The organism is Agrobacterium sp. FDAARGOS_525, assembly GCF_003938925.1.
Classification (GTDB): Bacteria; Pseudomonadota; Alphaproteobacteria; order Rhizobiales; family Rhizobiaceae; genus Agrobacterium; species Agrobacterium pusense.
The window spans coordinates 887,535-904,428 of sequence record NZ_RKIU01000003.1 but is presented as its reverse complement, the minus strand read 5'-3'; the positions used below and the strand labels follow the sequence as shown (position 1 = coordinate 904,428).

Annotated in this window: 12 protein-coding genes; 4 read left to right on the top strand and 8 right to left on the bottom strand. The window is 58.4% G+C overall.

Features of this window, described 5'->3' with window-relative positions:
- Window positions 1-90: 90 nt before the first annotated feature.
- Window positions 91-4,851 (bottom strand): NAD-glutamate dehydrogenase, encoded by a 4,761-nt coding sequence (locus tag EGT36_RS05545; RefSeq protein WP_125270119.1) that lies wholly within the window; start codon window positions 4,849-4,851, stop codon window positions 91-93.
- A 541-nt stretch (window positions 4,852-5,392) separates the two neighbouring features.
- On the opposite strand from EGT36_RS05545, the gene EGT36_RS05540 reads away from it, so the two are divergent.
- Window positions 5,393-5,962: a CarD family transcriptional regulator gene (locus tag EGT36_RS05540; protein WP_004444078.1), complete on the top strand. Its 570-nt coding sequence runs from the start codon at window positions 5,393-5,395 to the stop codon at window positions 5,960-5,962.
- A gap of 71 nt (window positions 5,963-6,033) precedes the next feature.
- On the opposite strand, the gene EGT36_RS05535 is transcribed toward EGT36_RS05540, so the two are convergent.
- Entirely contained in the window at window positions 6,034-6,537 is a 504-nt protein-coding gene (locus EGT36_RS05535) for a L,D-transpeptidase family protein (RefSeq protein ID WP_065653650.1), read from the bottom strand.
- 183 nt (window positions 6,538-6,720) lie between these two features.
- Here EGT36_RS05535 and EGT36_RS05530 point away from each other — a divergent pair, with 183 nt between their 5' ends.
- Window positions 6,721-7,404 (top strand): response regulator transcription factor, encoded by a 684-nt coding sequence (locus tag EGT36_RS05530; RefSeq protein ID WP_004444073.1) that lies wholly within the window; start codon window positions 6,721-6,723, stop codon window positions 7,402-7,404.
- A 118-nt stretch (window positions 7,405-7,522) separates the two neighbouring features.
- Complete coding sequence (locus EGT36_RS05525; protein ID WP_004444071.1) at window positions 7,523-7,978, top strand: cyclic nucleotide-binding domain-containing protein; 456 nt, start codon at window positions 7,523-7,525, stop codon at window positions 7,976-7,978.
- A 32-nt stretch (window positions 7,979-8,010) separates the two neighbouring features.
- Here the strand turns inward: EGT36_RS05525 and EGT36_RS05520 are convergent, their stop codons facing one another.
- From EGT36_RS05520 to tesB, 6 genes are all read right to left on the bottom strand, one after another.
- On the bottom strand, window positions 8,011-8,814 hold the full coding sequence (locus EGT36_RS05520) for an exodeoxyribonuclease III (protein WP_004444069.1): 804 nt from the start codon (window positions 8,812-8,814) through the stop codon (window positions 8,011-8,013).
- Window positions 8,815-8,972: 158 nt separating this feature from the next.
- On the bottom strand, window positions 8,973-9,698 hold the full coding sequence (locus EGT36_RS05515) for a LolA family protein (protein WP_052114190.1): 726 nt from the start codon (window positions 9,696-9,698) through the stop codon (window positions 8,973-8,975).
- 47 nt (window positions 9,699-9,745) lie between these two features.
- Window positions 9,746-12,409, bottom strand: coding sequence for a DNA translocase FtsK (locus EGT36_RS05510; protein ID WP_037090121.1), 2,664 nt, complete (start codon window positions 12,407-12,409; stop codon window positions 9,746-9,748).
- A gap of 273 nt (window positions 12,410-12,682) precedes the next feature.
- A complete protein-coding gene (locus tag EGT36_RS05505; protein WP_004444059.1) occupies window positions 12,683-14,029 on the bottom strand; it encodes an ammonium transporter in 1,347 nt (448 codons plus the stop codon).
- A 29-nt stretch (window positions 14,030-14,058) separates the two neighbouring features.
- Window positions 14,059-14,409, bottom strand: coding sequence for a P-II family nitrogen regulator (locus EGT36_RS05500; RefSeq protein WP_004444057.1), 351 nt, complete (start codon window positions 14,407-14,409; stop codon window positions 14,059-14,061).
- 211 nt (window positions 14,410-14,620) lie between these two features.
- Window positions 14,621-15,505, bottom strand: coding sequence for an acyl-CoA thioesterase II (gene tesB / locus EGT36_RS05495; RefSeq protein ID WP_037090123.1), 885 nt, complete (start codon window positions 15,503-15,505; stop codon window positions 14,621-14,623).
- On the opposite strand from tesB, the gene EGT36_RS05490 reads away from it, so the two are divergent.
- Window positions 15,469-16,806, top strand: coding sequence for a ubiquinone biosynthesis hydroxylase (locus tag EGT36_RS05490; RefSeq protein WP_376751456.1), 1,338 nt, complete (start codon window positions 15,469-15,471; stop codon window positions 16,804-16,806). The two genes, tesB and EGT36_RS05490, sit on opposite strands and share 37 nt — an antisense overlap.
- The last annotated feature ends 88 nt before the right edge of the window (window positions 16,807-16,894 follow it).

Sequence of the window (16,894 nt, the reverse complement as noted above, 5' to 3'; positions counted from 1 at the left end):
GGAAATTGGGAAATACGGCGCGATGCCGGTGCATCGTCTTGTCTGGCGCCATCCGGGTGGTGACCCGGATGGCGTTTTTAAGGCGGCCAATCAGCGTGCCTGAACGATATCGCCAAGCAGGCCCGCCGCCACGGTGAGCCGCGCGAGGTTTGTATCGCCGCTCTCGCTGAGCGCGCCGAGTTCGGAGACGATACGATTGACCCGCACGCGATCCGCCGCATACCAGGCCTGAACCGGATCCTTCTCCCTGGCATATTCTGTCAGGGCGGAGATAACGATCCGGCGTCTCGATGAGGAAATCTGGTCCTGGCTGCGCAGGAGAGCCAGGCTCTCGTAGTGATCCGCCGGTGTGATGCGCTGGCTGGCATCCAGCAGGCGCGCGACACGGAAGGTCGAGGAGACGGTGGCGTAGCTTTCAGCGGCGCGCGCGAGCGTTGTGCCCGCACTCTCGGCGATGCGCATGATTTCAGGCACATAGACGAGCAGCGAGAGCGTATCGAGTTCCTCCAGAAGAGCGGAAGGAACCCCGTCGATTTCCGTGATGCCGAGTTCGCGGCGATATTTCGCCGCTGCCGGTGACAGCGTCTTGATCGCGGTTTTCAGGCGCTCGATTTCCGTCGCCATGTCGCCCGGGGTCGCACCCGCGCTCCCGGTTTGCAGATAGAGCCTGCTCGCATCCGTGAAGATACGAGTGATCGTGGCATAAAGCCCATTCTGAACTTCGCCCCCAATCTGGCCGTCAAGCGCATCGACCTCGCTCCACAGTCGTTTGAGACCGAAGCCATCTTCAACGATTACCGCTGCCTTGACGACATCGGCCGCAAGCAGACCACTTGCATCGGCAAGTTTCTGCACGAAGCCGGGGCCGCCGCGATTGACCACGGCATTGGCAAGTGCGGTCGCGACGATTTCGCGATGCAGGCGATGCGATTTGATATCGTCGGCATAGTTCTTCTGCATCTTGGCCGGAAAATAATCGACCAGCAGATGCTGGAGATAGGGTTCGTCGGGAAGCGTGCTTGCCACCAGTGCATCAAACAAAGTGAGCTTGGCATAGGACAAGAGCACCCCGATCTCCGGCCGGGTCAGCGGTTTGCCGGTGGCGTATCTCTCGCTGAACTCGGCATTGTTGGGCAGGGTTTCGACCTTGCGGTTCAACTGCCCGGTTGCCTCCAGTGCGCTCATCAGGCGGCCGAGTTCCTCCCGGTTTGAAAGGCCCAGCCGCTCGGTCAGCGAAATCGCCAGCGATTGCAGATAGTTGTTGCGCAATACCAGCTGCGCCACCTCAGGCGTCATGGAGGCGAGAAGCTGGTTACGCTTCGGCATCGTCAGGCGACCGCTATTGACGGCGGAGGCGAGTGCGATCTTGATATTGACCTCGACGTCGGAGGAGTTCACGCCTGCCGAGTTGTCGATGGCGTCGGAATTGCAGCGCCCGCCCGAAAGCGCATAGGCGATGCGCCCCTTCTGGGTGATACCGAGATTGGCGCCTTCGCCGATGACCTTGGCGCGCACCTCCGTGGCGTTGACGCGGATGGGGTCGTTTGCCCTGTCGCCCACCTCGGTATTGGTTTCCACCGCCGCCTTGATGTAGGTGCCGATGCCGCCGAACCAGAGGAGATCGGCCGGGGCCTTGAGGATGGCGGTCATGATTTCGAACGGTGTGGCGACTGACTTGTCGATGCCGATGGCCGCCACGGCTTCCGGAGTCAGCGTCACCGATTTTTCAGAGCGCGAAATGATCATCGCACCGGCAGAGAGAGCCGAACGGTCATAATCCTGCCAGCTGGAACGCGGCAATTCGAACAGCCGCCTGCGCTCGGCGAAGGATTTGTCGGTATCGGGATCCGGATCAATGAAGATATCGCGGTGGTCGAAGGCGGCGATAAGCCTGATCTTCTCCGACAGCAGCATGCCGTTACCAAAGACGTCGCCGGACATATCGCCCACACCCGCCACCGTGAAGGGTGTGGTCTGGATGTCGGTGTTCATCTCCCGGAAATGGCGCTTCACTGTCTCCCATGCGCCACGCGCGGTGATGCCCATCTTCTTGTGGTCGTAACCGGCCGAACCGCCCGATGCAAAGGCATCGTCCAGCCAGAAGCTGGCTTCATGGGCAAGGCCGTTTGCCGTATCGGAGAAGGTGGCCGTTCCCTTGTCGGCGGCGACGACGAAATAGGGGTCGTCACCATCGAGCCGCAATGTGTCAGCCGGCGGCACGATGGCGTCGTCGACAATATTATCGGTGATGGACAGCAGTGTGCGGATATAGGTCTTATAGGCCTCGCGGCCGGCATTAAAGACCTCGTCGCGGGAGCCGCCGGCGGGCAGGTTCTTCGGGAAGAAACCGCCCTTGGCGCCGACGGGCACGATGACCGCGTTCTTCACCTGCTGCGCCTTGACAAGACCGAGCACCTCCGTGCGGTAATCCTGGCCGCGATCCGACCAGCGCAGACCACCGCGTGCAACCTTGCCGAAGCGCAGATGCACGCCTTCGACCTCGGTTCCGTAAACGAAGATTTCGCGGAAGGGGCGCGGATCGGGCAGGCCGTCCAGATGTTTGGGATCGAATTTGAATGCCAGAATGTCACGCGGCGTGCCGTCGGCATTTTTCTGGAAGTAATTGGTGCGCAGGGTTGCATCGATGGCGTTGACGTAACGCCGGAGGGTGCGGTCCTCATCGAGATTGGGAACGCCGCTCAGGGCTGCTTCGATTGCCTTATGAATTTCCGCGAGTTTCTTCAGCCGCTTCTTCTCTTCGATGGATGGATCGAAGCCGGCCTTGAACAGCGCGAAAATATTCCTGGAGATGTCAGGATATTTATAGAGCGTTTCGGAGATATGTTCCTGCGAATAGACGATTCCGGTCTGGCGCAGGTACCGCGCGTAGGCGCGCAGCACCGAGACTTCGCGCACCGTGAGACCGCAGGCAAGGATCAGGCGGTTGAAGTTGTCATTGTCCACCTTTCCTGAAAAAGCAGCAAGGAAAGCTTCTTCGAGTTTCTGTCCGTAATGCGGCAGGTCGAGTGTCGTGCTGGCCGCGACCGACAGTTCCATGTCGTGCAGCACGACGTCGTGCTTTTCGCCATCCGCCACGACGCCGATATCGAAAGTGCGCTCGCTGATGACGTTAAAACCAAGATTTTCGAGCAACGGAACACGTCGTGAAAGCGGAAGATGGCCTTCGCGGTGGAAAATCTTCAGGGATAACGTTCCCGCCGGCTGGCCTTCCTGCGGATAGAATTCAATGCGGACCGGGTCGCCTTTCACGGCGGCCAGAATATCAGGCATGTCGCCGATCGCCTCTTCGGGCGTGAAAGCTTCCTGATAGGCCTGATCCACTTCCAGCACCGGTGCGCCCGGTTCGGACAAGGAGACGAAGTGATCTATCCAGCGTGCCGCAATATCGCTGACGGCATCTTCGAGCTTGTCCTGGGCGATGCGGGGCGTCTTGCCTTCCGTGCGGCCGACAATGAAATGGACGCGAGCAACGGCGCCTTCGGGGAAGGCAGGATAATAGGCCGATATATGCCCGTCATAGACCCTGCTCAGATAATCGCCGATCTTCTCGCGCACATAGGAATTATACTCCTCGCGCGGAACGAAGATGATGGCCGAAACGAAGCGGTCGAAACGGTCTATACGTGCGAGCACGCGCACACGCGGACGGTCGCTGAGCTCCATGATCTGCTCGATGAAGCGGATCAGAAGGTCGGTTTCGATCTGGAAAAGATCGTCACGCGGATAGGCTTCCAGCGTGTTCTGCAGGATGCGGCCCGAATGGCTGTTTGGATCGAAGCCGAAATGCCGCTCGACTTCCGCGACCTTGGCGCGCAGCAAGGGAATTTGCTTGACCGAACGCGTATAAGCAGTTGCGGTGAAAAGGCCGACGATGCGCAGCTCACCAACGACATTGCCGTCCTCGTCGAAGCGCTTGATACCGATATAGTCCATATAGGCGCGACGATGCACGATGGACTTCACATTAGCCTTGGTAACGATGAGGAAATCCGGGCCATCGAGGAAGGCAAGGATTTCCGGTGTCGTCGTCACGGCATTCTTGCCGAGGCGCAGCACGCGGACATCCGGGTCGCTGAGGCTGCCGAGGCCGACGCCGTCACCGCGCTCGATCTTCGCGTTCTTCCCCTTGCCGGAATAGGTGTAGTCACGCATGCCCAGGAAGGTGAAATTGTCGTTGCGAAGCCAGTTGAGGAATTCGACCGCCTCCGTCCGTTCGGCCTTGCGCCGCGACGAGCCGCGTTTCGACAGTTCATCCAACGCCTCGTCTAGCTTCGCCAGCATGGGCCGCCAGTCGCGATAGGCCGATTCCACCTGCTTCAGCACGAAGCGAAGCCGCTCTTCCAGAGCCGAGGCTCCCTGCTGCGAAAGCGGTGCGATGTGCAGCTGGATAAGACTTATATTGCCGGCCGGATCATCATCGGGCTCGGCAAGGCGGTAACCACCCTTCGCATCATCGTCTCGGACGAGGATCGGGTGCACGGCAAGATAAAGACCGCGATAACTACTGGTGACTTCGCCCATAACAGAATCGTAGAGGAAGGGCATGTTGCGGCCGATAATGGTCAGAACCGTTACCGGCACGTCCCGCGGGGAAACACCCTCGACTTGGGAAATGCTGATATGAGGGGTGTCCCCGGTCCATCGCGAAAGCGCCTGGAAACTGTGGGCGGCACTCGCCGCCAGCATCTCGGCGGAATAATATTCTATATCGTCGACACTTGCCCTTCCATAAAGAATACCAGGATCAAGAAATTCGACATTTTCGGCAATTGCCTGCTGGCGCGCTTTTTCGATCTGTTTTTCGCGTTTTGGATTGTTTCTGTAGCCCATTTGACGTGGATTCCTCCAAAAATCACACTTTAATATAAAAAAGCATCGCCAATTTGCGGATTTTGCCTTTTCAGTCGAATCGGATATTGGCGTGGAATTACGAAGAGTTTAAGAGGCTATCGTGTTTCTTCAGGCGGTAAGTGAAATTTTTTTGCTTCTTTTCTCGCGAGGCTCAGTTTAGAAGCATACGACAGTATTTTTGCGGCTAATTTTTAAGCGGTTCTTGAGCCGCAATGTGATGTTGCGGCCACGGTTGAAGCAAATTATTGATTTGCGCCTATTTTTGTGGTACACCAACAACACTGATCCACAGCGCGGCATTTGTGTGCCCAAAAACACCACGAAAGCAACACCTCTTTTGCACGCGGTTTCCGTGACATATCGAGCGTTTACGTTATCGAACCCCGCGAGGCGGGAAGGTGTATTTTTGCGTGCACGGCTGGACCAGTGCGGAATCACCTGACGGTTCCCCCGTCTCATCAGGGCCTGACCGACCCAACCCCGGCATCCCCGGGTATGTAACAGGGAGTTTTTAGAACGAATGACGACCCAGCAGAAGAAATCTCCAGCACATCACGGCTTTAAAACCGGTGAAGCGATTGTGTATCCCGCTCATGGTGTCGGTACCATTTCTGCCATCGAGGAACAAGAAGTCGCCGGCATGAAGCTTGAGCTTTTTGTCATTGATTTCGAAAAAGACAAGATGCGTCTTAAAGTTCCCGTCGCCAAAGCCGTCAGCATCGGCATGCGCAAGCTTTCCGAAGGCGATTTTGTCGAGCGGGCGCTGAAAGTGGTGCAGGGCAAGGCACGTGTGAAGCGTACCATGTGGTCGCGCCGTGCGCAGGAATATGATGCGAAGATCAACTCCGGCGATCTCATCGCGATCGCGGAAGTCGTTCGCGATCTCTACCGCGCGGAAAACCAGCCTGAGCAGTCCTATTCCGAGCGCCAGCTTTACGAAGCCGCTCTCGACCGCATGGCGCGCGAAATCGCCGCTGTCAACAAGATGTCCGAAACCGAGGCTGTTCGCCTGGTGGAAGTCAACCTTGCCAAGGGCCCCAAGCGCGGCAAGGCTGTCGAAGAAGACGATTCTCAGGACGAAGCCGCGTAATCGCCGGCCTCTTCCTTCTAAAAAAACCCGCCTTTATGGCGGGTTTTTTGTTGTCAAAGTGCCGGCTTAATTCACAAGATGCGGATTTTCGTGCCTTTGCGCAGATGCGGCAGGACGCGCCGCATGTCGCGGGGATGCAGTGCTACGCAACCTGCTGTTGGTTCATATCCCGGCCTAATCATATGCATGAAGATTGCCGAGCCGCGGTTGCGGCTTCTTGAGGTGACGTTCCAGTCCAGCACAAGACAGACATCGTAAAGGCCATCTGTGCGCATCATGTCCTCGTGGCTCGGCGCGAAAGGTGCCTTGACCAGCCTGTTATAATTGGGGTTGCCGGGCTCATCACACCACAGCATCGATTTCCGCGTGCGTTGCATCGGCAGGGCAGCCGTGATGGCGGACATGCGGTCGCCTCGATAAAAGCCATGCAGCAGGCGGGTCACGGAAATCGGCGACTTTCCGTCACCTTCCCGTTTTCGTGCAGTCCGGCCATTGCGCCCGATGGCAGCCGGAAATGTGAGATGGCCGAGCTGAACGATGGCCCGGTTGATTTTCAAAGGAGCTGGCCGAACCATGAGCGTTGATGCGCGTTTACGTTGTTCTACGGGACGTTTGCTCATGTTTTTCACGAGATTTTGCTTTGCAGGTTATTTAACGTGAAGTCATAGCACTTCATCATGTGATGGCAATGGGTTGACCTTTTACCGGCAAACCGCTGAATTGGCTGACGATTAAAGTAAGAAAGGCTGAGAATCCGAATGACGGCTCGCACTATCCTTCTCGTGGACGATGACGACGATCTTCGGGAGACGCTGACCGAGCAATTGTCTCCCTATGAGGAATTCTCGCTGTTGAGCGGCGCAAACGCCGCACAGGCGATGCAGACCGCCAAAACTTCGCAGGTCGATCTACTCATCATGGATGTCGGGCTTCCCGACATGGATGGCCGCGAAGCCGTGAAGCTTTTGCGCAAGGGCGGCTTCAAGGCGCCCATCATCATGCTCACGGGCCACGATACGGATTCGGACACGATCCTCGGCCTTGAGGCTGGCGCCAATGACTATGTGACAAAGCCTTTCCGCTTCGCCGTGCTTCTCGCCCGCATCCGGGCCCAGTTGCGTCAATATGAACAGAGCGAGGATGCGGTCTTCACCGTTGGTCCTTATCAGTTCAAGCCCAGCCAGAAGCTCCTGACGACCGAAGACGGCAAGAAAATCCGGCTGACGGAAAAAGAGGCCGCGATCATTCGTTATCTCTACCGGGCAGGCAGCACGGTCGTGACGCGCGACGTCCTGCTGGAAGAGGTCTGGGGTTACAATTCCGGGGTCACGACCCACACGCTCGAAACGCACGTTTATCGGCTGCGTCAGAAGATCGAGCGGGATCCTTCCAATGCCGAGATTCTCGTAACCGAGAACGGCGGCTACAAGATCGTCCCCTGATAGACCCCCGGGGGGTCCCCCCGAGTTGTTGAGCATTGCTCTAGCACCTTGTGTTTTGAAGGCCGATATTGGAAAACCGCTATAGCAACGCAGGCGGTTTTCCGGAGTAACAATCGACATGGCCTTGACCGACGATATCATGCTGCTGGGGCAAGTGCCGTTGTTTGCGGGCTTCAGTGATGATCAGCTGCGGCTCATCGCCTTCGGCGCAGAGCGCCGGCGTGTCGCGGCGGGACAGACCTTGTTTCGCGAACACTCCCCTGCCGAATGCGCCTTTGCCGTGACGTCGGGTCATTTCGAGCTTTTTTCAGCCGGACGGGACGGCAAGCCCGTGCTGCAGGCTACGCCCGGAAAGGGCGCCCTGCTTTCGGAACTTGCGCTTTTTACCCTTTGCGAAAGAAAATTTACTGCCGTGGCTGCGGAGGATTCCGAAGTCATCCGGATAACGCGCATTCTCTTTCACCGCCTGGTGGAAGAGTTTCCTGAGGTCGCCGACATCGTTTCGGCGCGCATTCGCGACAATATCGCGTCTCTGGCCGCCGGTGCCGCCCGTTTGCAGAACCGCTTCATGTGACCGCGCGCCAGATCACCGCGTCCGGCATTGGTTCAAAACCGGAAATGGGCGGTGACTGGAACGTGATCCGATGGTCGGTTCCAGCCGCGGGCTTCCCGCAATATCTCGATCCTGTCAAGCGACGGGCCGAGATCCTGAGACGACCAGATGTGATCGAGGCGGCGGCCGCGATCAGCCGCTTCCCAGTCCTTGGCGCGGTAACTCCACCACGTGTAGATTTTTTCCGTCGCCGGCACATTCAGCCGCATCAGATCAAGCCAGTTGCCCTTCTTCATGATGTCCAGCATACCCTCGGTTTCCACCGGCGTGTGGCTGACGATCTTGAGAAGCTGCTTGTGCGACCAGACATCGTTCTCGAGCGGCGCTATATTGAGGTCACCGACGAGGATGGAAGAGGTGCCGGGCACGCCATCGGCACGCAATGCCTTCATTTCCTCAATGAAATCCAGCTTGTGGCCGAATTTCGGATTGATTGAGCGATCAGGTTCGTCGCCGCCTGCCGGAACATAAAAATTATGGAGCCGGATGCGGCGCGATCCCACCTGGACAATCGCGGAAATATGGCGCGCGTCGCCAATTCCGCAGTAATCCTGCCGATGATCTTCCGTCAGCGGGATTTTCGAGGCAATGGCGACACCATGATAGCCCTTCTGGCCGTGAATGATCACGTGCTCGTAACCCAGCGCCTTCAACGGCTTCATGGGAAACTCGCCATTCGGGCATTTGGTTTCCTGCAGGCAGAGAATGTCGGGTTTGTAACGCACCAGAAACTGCTCGACGATCGGCATTCTGAGCCTGACGGAGTTGATGTTCCAGGTGGTTATCGAAAACGACATAAATGAGCTCCGCTTTTATCGCCTCGAAGCAAGGCCTCAAGGCTGTTTCCGGGGCGCAGGCTTATAACATCGTGACGAAAACGGGAATGTATTTTAGCGGCAAAATGAAAAAGGCGGCCTGAGAGCCGCCTTCACAGAGCATACATCGACAGGGAGCGTCAGCCGCGCTTGCGTACTTCTTCATAATTGATGTTGAAGACGCGTTCATCGAGGTTCACGCCGGTCTGAACGTTGAAGATCATGACGGTCGTGTCCTTGTTCTGGGCGTCCGTCGTGGTCCATTGCCGCAGATCGAACGTCTTCGGGTCGAACATCAGCGTGATGGTGGAATCGCCGAACACGCTCTTGTCACCGAGGACGATGGTGGTCAGGTCAGATTCTTCCTTCACATCCCGGACCTTCTGGTTGCCGAGATCGATCTTGTCGGAGAGAAGCAGGCTGAGCGGAGTCTTCGACAGTGGATAGAGATCCCATGTCTTCAGCTTCATATTGCCGATGACGACATTCTTGCCGTCGGAGATGACGCGCATCGGCGATGGGTCTTCATAATTGAAGCGGAGCTTGCCTGGCCGTTCGATGTAGAACTTGCCGCCGGTCTGTTCCCCGCGCGGGCCGAACTGCACGAATTCACCCATCATGGTTTTTACCGACGAAAAGTGGTTCGCGATCTTCTGTGCCGTTGCGGTATTGCCGGCTGCCTGGGCAAAGGCGTCGAGCGGCGAGATGCCAGCGATCACGGCAGCCATGGAAAATGCCGTCAGCACCCCACGCCGCGTCACGCCATTTTGCGCTGCGCTTGCATTGGCCGTTTCGCCGGTGGTCAGGTCGTTCATTCTGTTCTCCTTCATCGCAGCGATTGTCCGCGAAAAACGCGGCGGCTTCATGACGTGAAAGCGTGTAATAACGCTTCTCGGCGCCGCTTGGTTGCGGATTATCGCTCGATGATATCTGCTTCCGTGGGAACGAGGATTTCGCGTTTCCCGGCGTGGTTGGCGGGGCCGATAATGCCTTCCTGCTCCATGCGTTCGATCAGCGATGCCGCGCGGTTGTAACCGATGCCGAGACGACGCTGCACATAGGAGGTGGAGGCCTTGCCATCGCGAAGTACGACGGCCACGGCCTGATCGTAGGGGTCCTCGGAATCCGAGAAGCTGCCGCCGCCGGCCGGGCTTGCGCCAGCGCCGTCCTCGTCTTCTTCTTCGGTAATCGCTTCGAGATACTCAGGCGACCCTTGTGTCTTCAGATAGGAAACGATCTCTTCCACCTCATTGTCGGAAACGAAGGGCCCGTGCACACGCTGGATGCGTCCGCCGCCCGCCATGTAAAGCATGTCACCCATGCCGAGCAGCTGTTCGGCGCCCTGCTCTCCAAGGATCGTGCGACTGTCGATCTTCGAGGTGACCTGGAATGAGATGCGTGTCGGGAAGTTGGCCTTGATCGTGCCGGTGATGACATCAACGGAGGGGCGCTGGGTGGCCATGATGACATGGATGCCGGCAGCACGCGCCATCTGCGCCAAACGCTGCACCGCGCCTTCGATATCCTTGCCGGCCACCATCATCAAGTCGGCCATCTCGTCGATGATGACGACGATATAGGGCAGGGGCTTCAGATCGAACTCTTCCGTTTCGTAGATCGCTTCACCGGTCTGGCGGTCGAAACCGGTCTGCACCGTGCGGGTGAGGATTTCGCCCTTGTCGAGCGCCTGCTGCACGCGGCTGTTGAAGCCGTCGATATTGCGCACGCCGATCTTGGACATCTTCTTGTAGCGTTCCTCCATCTCGCGCACCGTCCATTTGAGCGCGACGACCGCCTTTTTCGGATCCGTTACGACGGGAGAAAGCAGGTGCGGAATGCCGTCATAGATCGACAGTTCCAGCATTTTCGGGTCGATCATGATCAGGCGGCACTGTTCCGGCGACATGCGGTAAAGCAGCGACAGGATCATGGTGTTGATGGCAACGGACTTGCCCGAACCGGTGGTGCCTGCAACGAGCAGGTGCGGCATCTTGGCGAGATCGGCGATGACGGGTTCGCCGCCGATGGTCTTGCCGAGCGCCATGGCAAGCTTGGCCTTGCTGTTTTCGAAATCGCGGCTGCCGATCAGTTCGCGCAGGAACACGGTTTCGCGGGTCTGGTTCGGCAGTTCGATGCCGATGGCATTGCGGCCGGGAACAACGGCGACGCGGGCGGCGATCGCGCTCATGGAGCGGGCGATATCATCCGCGAGGCCGATGACACGCGACGATTTGATGCCGGGGGCCGGTTCCAGCTCGTAAAGTGTGACGACCGGGCCGGGGCGGACATGAATGATTTCACCCTTGACGCCGAAGTCTTCAAGAACCCCCTCGAGAAGACGGGCGTTCTGCTCGAGCACCTCTTCGCTTAGCGTATTGTCGCGAACAATGTTCTTGGGCTCCGCCAGAAGATGAACGGTAGGAAGCTGGAAACCGTCTGCGGCGATGAAAGAGGCCTGTGCTTCGCGTGCCACACGCTCACTGGGCTTCGGGCGTGCCGAAGGAGCGGTTATTTTCGTCTGTCCGCGTCCCGGCGCCTGTCGGGCAGTGAATTTCTGGTCGACGTCGTCATCGGAAAGGATGCCACTTGGCAGGCGGGCCTCGTCAGTACCGAAGGACGGCTCGCCGTCCCCATCGTCTTCATGACCGGGCGCGATGGAGGGAGGAGACATCTGGCGACGCGATGCAGTTCGTTCTTCGAAAGAGGGTTCCGCGCGCTGGTCGAGACGGTTGATCGCAGTCTTGAGGCGCGACGGCTCATTTAGCGTGCCGAATTCATACTCGTTGAAATCATAGGGATGTTCGAATTCGTCATGCAGCGATTTCGACTTCAGGCCGAACAGGCGACGAAAACGGGCCTGGGTGATGTACCAGTAGTGCGTCAGTGCGCCGAAGGCGAGAATATTGGCGAAGAAACCCTCACCATCATCCTCGTCGTCCTCTTCCGCCTCGCGGACGGCGCGGGCCTTGCTGACGGCCGGTGCGGGTTCTTCACGCTCCAGTTCATCGTCCAGACCGCCGACAATGCCCGCGGCAAACAGCATGAGCCAGGCAGCCGGCGCGGCGAATATTACCCCAAGTATCGTCGCAACGGTGCCCGTGGGATAAGCGCCGATGAATAGGGCGGGGAAACGAAGGATCATGTCGCCGATCACGCCGCCGATACCGTTCGGCAGCGGCCAGGTGACGGGAGCCGGAAAGCAGCCGAGGGACGCGGCGCAGACGATCGCGCCTGCGATCCAGGCCACGAGGCGGGCGGGTATGCGCTGCAGCTTGCGGCCGGCGATCAGGGCGATCGCCCATGCAATGACCGGCAGCAGGGAAATGATGGCCGAAAGCCCGAGGAACTGCATAACGATATCCGCGAAGATCGCGCCGCCGTAGCCCAGGAGATTGGTTGGTTGGTTTCCTGTGGCATAGGACAGGCTCGGATCTGCCACATTCCACGTCGCGAGCGCGGCGATACCGAGTGCAATCGTGGCAAGCAGAGCGAAACCGGCCAGAGCCATAATCTGCCGCACGAAAAACGCCGTCAGCACAAAACGTGTGTGACGACCATCGAATGTCGGAGAATGCATTCTGCCCATGTCCCTGAACCCGTCATTTTTTGGTTTCGGCGAAATCCGGCACACGGCCTGATCCCGGATTGACAGGGAAAACTAACCGCCAGCTGGTTAATGTCGTGTTAACCATGCGGTTTTTTGAGGAGATCAGAGCATTTTCGGGTGAGCGTTCGAGCGGATTTGTGCTTTGAGACGGCTGCGTTACGGCGGGCTGGCGGCAAAGAAAAAGGCCCGTCGAAACGGGCCTTTCTTTCGGGGATGGGGATGGAGAACCCCATTTTCCCGGAATCAGGAGTGGTAAGCGGCTTCGCCGTGGGTGGCGAGGTCCAGACCTTCGCGCTCGGCTTCGACCGGGACGCGGAGCCCGACGATCACATCGACGATCTTGTAAAGGATTGCCGAGACGATGGCGCACCAGACGATGGTGATGGCGACGGCCACGAACTGCGTCCAGAGCTGCGAGGCGATGGAGAATTCGGGCTTGCCGGTGCCGCCGAGTAGCGGCGAGGTGAAGATGCCGGTGCCGAGTGCGCCGATGATGCCGCCGATGCCGTGAACGCCGAAGACGTCAGCGGTATCGTCGTAACCGAACTTGTTCTTCACCACGGAGACGAAGAAGTAGCAGATCGGCGAGACGATGAGGCCGAGAACGATGGCACCCATCGGGCCAACCGAGCCTGCAGCAGGTGTGACGGCAACGAGGCCGGCGATCATGCCCGACGCGGCGCCCAGCATGGATGCCTTGCCACGGGTGAAGCTTTCAACCAGCGACCAGGAAACAATGGCGGCTGCGGTTGCGAGGAAGGTGTTCATGGTTGCGAGAACCGCACCACCCGATGCTTCGAGGTTGGAGCCGGCGTTGAAACCGAACCAGCCGAACCACAGCATGGCTGCACCGACGAGTGTCAGCGTCATGGAGTGAGGAGCCATCATGTCCTTGCCGAAGCCGGTGCGCTTGCCGACCATGATCGCGCCGATCAGGCCTGCGATACCGGCATTGATGTGGACGACCGTACCGCCTGCGAAGTCAAGAGCGCCCATGCCGAAGATCAGGCCGTTTGCGTCCCAGACCATATGGGCGACCGGGAAATACACGAAGGTGGCCCACAGGATGGTGAAGAGGATGACGGCGGAGAACTTCACGCGTTCCGCGAAGGCACCGATGATCAGCGCCGGGGTGATGGCCGCAAAGGTCATCTGGAAGGCGATGAAGGTATATTCGTAGATCACGACGCCTTGCGAGAAGGTTGCCGAGGTGCTGTCAAGCGAAACGCCCGACAGGAACAGCTTGCCGAAGCCGCCGAAATACGGGCCGGTGCCGCCGCCGAAGGCGAAAGAGTAACCGTAGATGACCCAGATGAGCATCATGACGGCGGTGATGACCGTGCACTGCATGAGAACGGAGAGCATGTTCTTCGTGCGGACAAGACCGCCGTAAAACAGCGCCAGGCCCGGAAGGATCATGAAGAGCACGAGGATGGTGGCGACATACATGAAGGCTGTGTCGGCCTTTTCCGGAACAGGCGCTGCGGCTGCGGCCGGCGCTGCATCCTGGGCAAAGGCGATGGCCGGGGCCATCAGGGCCGTCGCTGTTGCGCCCAGCTTGCCGAGCGTCAAAAACTTGTTGAGTTGCATAGCTAGAAAACTCCCCTGTCAGCCGTGCTTCAAAGCGCTTCTGTGTTGGTTTCGCCGGTACGGATGCGCACGGCCTGTTCAATTGAGTAAACGAAGATCTTGCCGTCGCCGATCTGCCCGGTCTTTGCCGCAGATGCGATCGCTTCGACGGCCTTGTCCACGACGTCGGATGGAACAGCGATCTCGATCTTTAGCTTGGGAAGGAAGCTCACCGCATATTCCGTGCCGCGATAAATCTCGGTATGTCCCTTCTGGCGCCCGTAACCCTTTACTTCGGTCACGGTCAGGCCCTGGATGCCGACGCCGGTGAGTGCTTCACGCACTTCATCCAGCTTGAACGGCTTGATAATGGCCATCACAATTTTCATCTGGTTTCCCATCCTTTGTTTGTCCTCGGCACGGAGCCGACTCTCCTGCCGCTGGCAGATCAGTAACAGCGACTGCGGACATACATTCAAAGGGCGTGCCAGTTTTGAGTGTGTAACTAACTTATTGAAATGTAATGTTTATATGACGGACGTCTGAAAAAGGGGCATTTGTCGGCGAATTTTGCGTCTATAAAATGTGCGATTTTTAGAAAACGCACTTTATTTAATCATTTGCCCTTTTGCGGATCAAACCTTCCTGCGCCACGGAGGCGACCAGTTCACCCTGTCTGGTGAAAATATTGCCACGGGTCAAACCACGCGCGCCCGAGGCGCTGGGGCTGTCCTGTGTATAGAGCAGCCAGTCATCCAGCCGGCAGGGACGATGAAACCACATGGCGTGGTCTAGGCTTGCCACCTGGATCGAAGGATCGAAGATCGTCGTGCCATGGGCATAGAGCGAGGTGTCCAGCAGCGTCATGTCGGAGAGATAGGCGAGAATGGCGGATTGCAGGCGCGGATCGTCAGGTACGCTTCCAACGGCACGGACCCAGATATCCTGCTGCGGCTCCAGCTTTTCTTTTGAGATGTAGTGGGTCAGCGAGACCGGCCTGATCTCGATCGGCCGCTTGTTGCTCCAGTAGTTGCGGATCGAAGCGGGCGCCTTTGCGAGGAAAGCCGCCTGCATCTGTTCCTCGCTCATCAGTTTTTCAGGCGGCGTCACATCAGGCATCCTGATCTGATGGGTAAAACCGTCCTCGAATATCTGGAACGACGCCGACATGGAAAAAATGGCTTTGCCGTGCTGGATGGCGACCACGCGACGGGTGCAGAAACTGGCGCCATCGCGGATACGCTCGATCTGGTAGACGATGGGCACCAGCGGGTCGCCGGGACGCATGAAATAGGCGTGCAACGAATGCACGAAGCGATCGTCATCCACGGTTCTTTGCGCGGCGATCAGGGCCTGTGCAATGACCTGACCACCAAAAACCCGTTGCCAGCCGATCTGCGGGCTTTCGCCCCGGTAAAGGTTCTCTTCCAGCTTCTCAAGATCGAGCGTGGCGATGAGATTTGCCATCGGGTCTGACGATTGCAAGGGATGCGACATTTTTTCGGCCTGCTCCGGCTGTAGGAAGACGTCACATGGTCTATAGTGCGCCGATGATGCATGCACAAGATTTGAGGAGAAGCGCGATGCTGGACGTTGTGGTGGCAGGCGGCGGATATGTCGGTCTTTCCGTTGCTGTGGCAATCAAGCAGGCGGCCCCGCATCTGAATGTGCAGGTAATTGAAGCCGCTCCTGAGGATGTCTGGGCAAAGGATGTTCGCGCGTCCGCCATTATCGCAGCGGCTACCCGCATGCTCGATGTTTTCGGCATCTGGAACGAGATCGAGCCGGAAGCCCAGCCGATCCACAAGATGATCGTTACCGATTCGAAAACCGCCGATCCGGTACGTCCCGTGTTCCTGACGTTTAACGGCGCGGTGGAAGAGGGCCGGCCCTTTGCCCATATGGTTCCAAACGTCGCTCTGGTAGGCGCGTTGCGGGGCCTTTGCGCACGCCTGGGCATAGAAATCCGCCACGGCCTCAGTGTTTCCGATTTTACAGCAGGACCGCAGTCGACGGCTATTCACCTTTCCGACGGATCGACGCTCGAAGCGCGATTGCTGATTGCCTGTGATGGTGTTCGCTCGGCTCTTCGGGATATGGCTGGCATCAAGACGGTGCACTGGGCTTACGATCAGTCAGGCATCGTGACGACCGTTGAGCATGAGCGACCGCACGAAGGCTGCGCCGAGGAGCATTTCCTGCCATCCGGACCCTTCGCCATTCTGCCGTTGAAGGGAAACCGGTCTTCGCTTGTCTGGACCGAACGCACCGCCGATGCCGACAGGCTTGTGGCCGCCGACGACCTGGTGTTCGAGGAGGAGCTTGAGCGCCGGTTCGGCCACAAGCTCGGCACGATCCGCCCTGTCGGTCCCCGGCGCGCCTTTCCGCTGGGTCTCACTTTGGCACGGTCCTTCGTCGCGTCGCGTTTCGCGCTCGCCGGTGATGCGGCCCACGGTATTCACCCGATCTCGGGTCAAGGCCTCAATCTCGGTTTCAAGGATGTGGCGGCTCTGGCCGAAACCGTGGTTGAAGCTGACCGTCTCGGCCTCGACATCGGCTCCCTCAATGTTCTGGAGCGGTATCAGTCCTGGCGCCGGTTCGACACCTTGCGGATGGGGGTGACCACGGATGTGCTGAACCGGCTGTTCTCCAATGATGTCGGTCCCATTCGCATCATGCGCGATTTCGGTCTCGGCGTGGTGGATCGTTTGCCGGGTCTCAAATCCTATTTCATTGGCCAGGCCGCCGGTACCACGGATGCAAATGCGCCGCGTTTGCTCACCGGTGAGGCACTCTGATCTCGGCTTGTGGAGCCGGCTTCGGAACGGCTTTTCCGGGATTGGCGCTTGACAGCCGATTCCCGGATTTTCCGACCGGCGGTTTTAC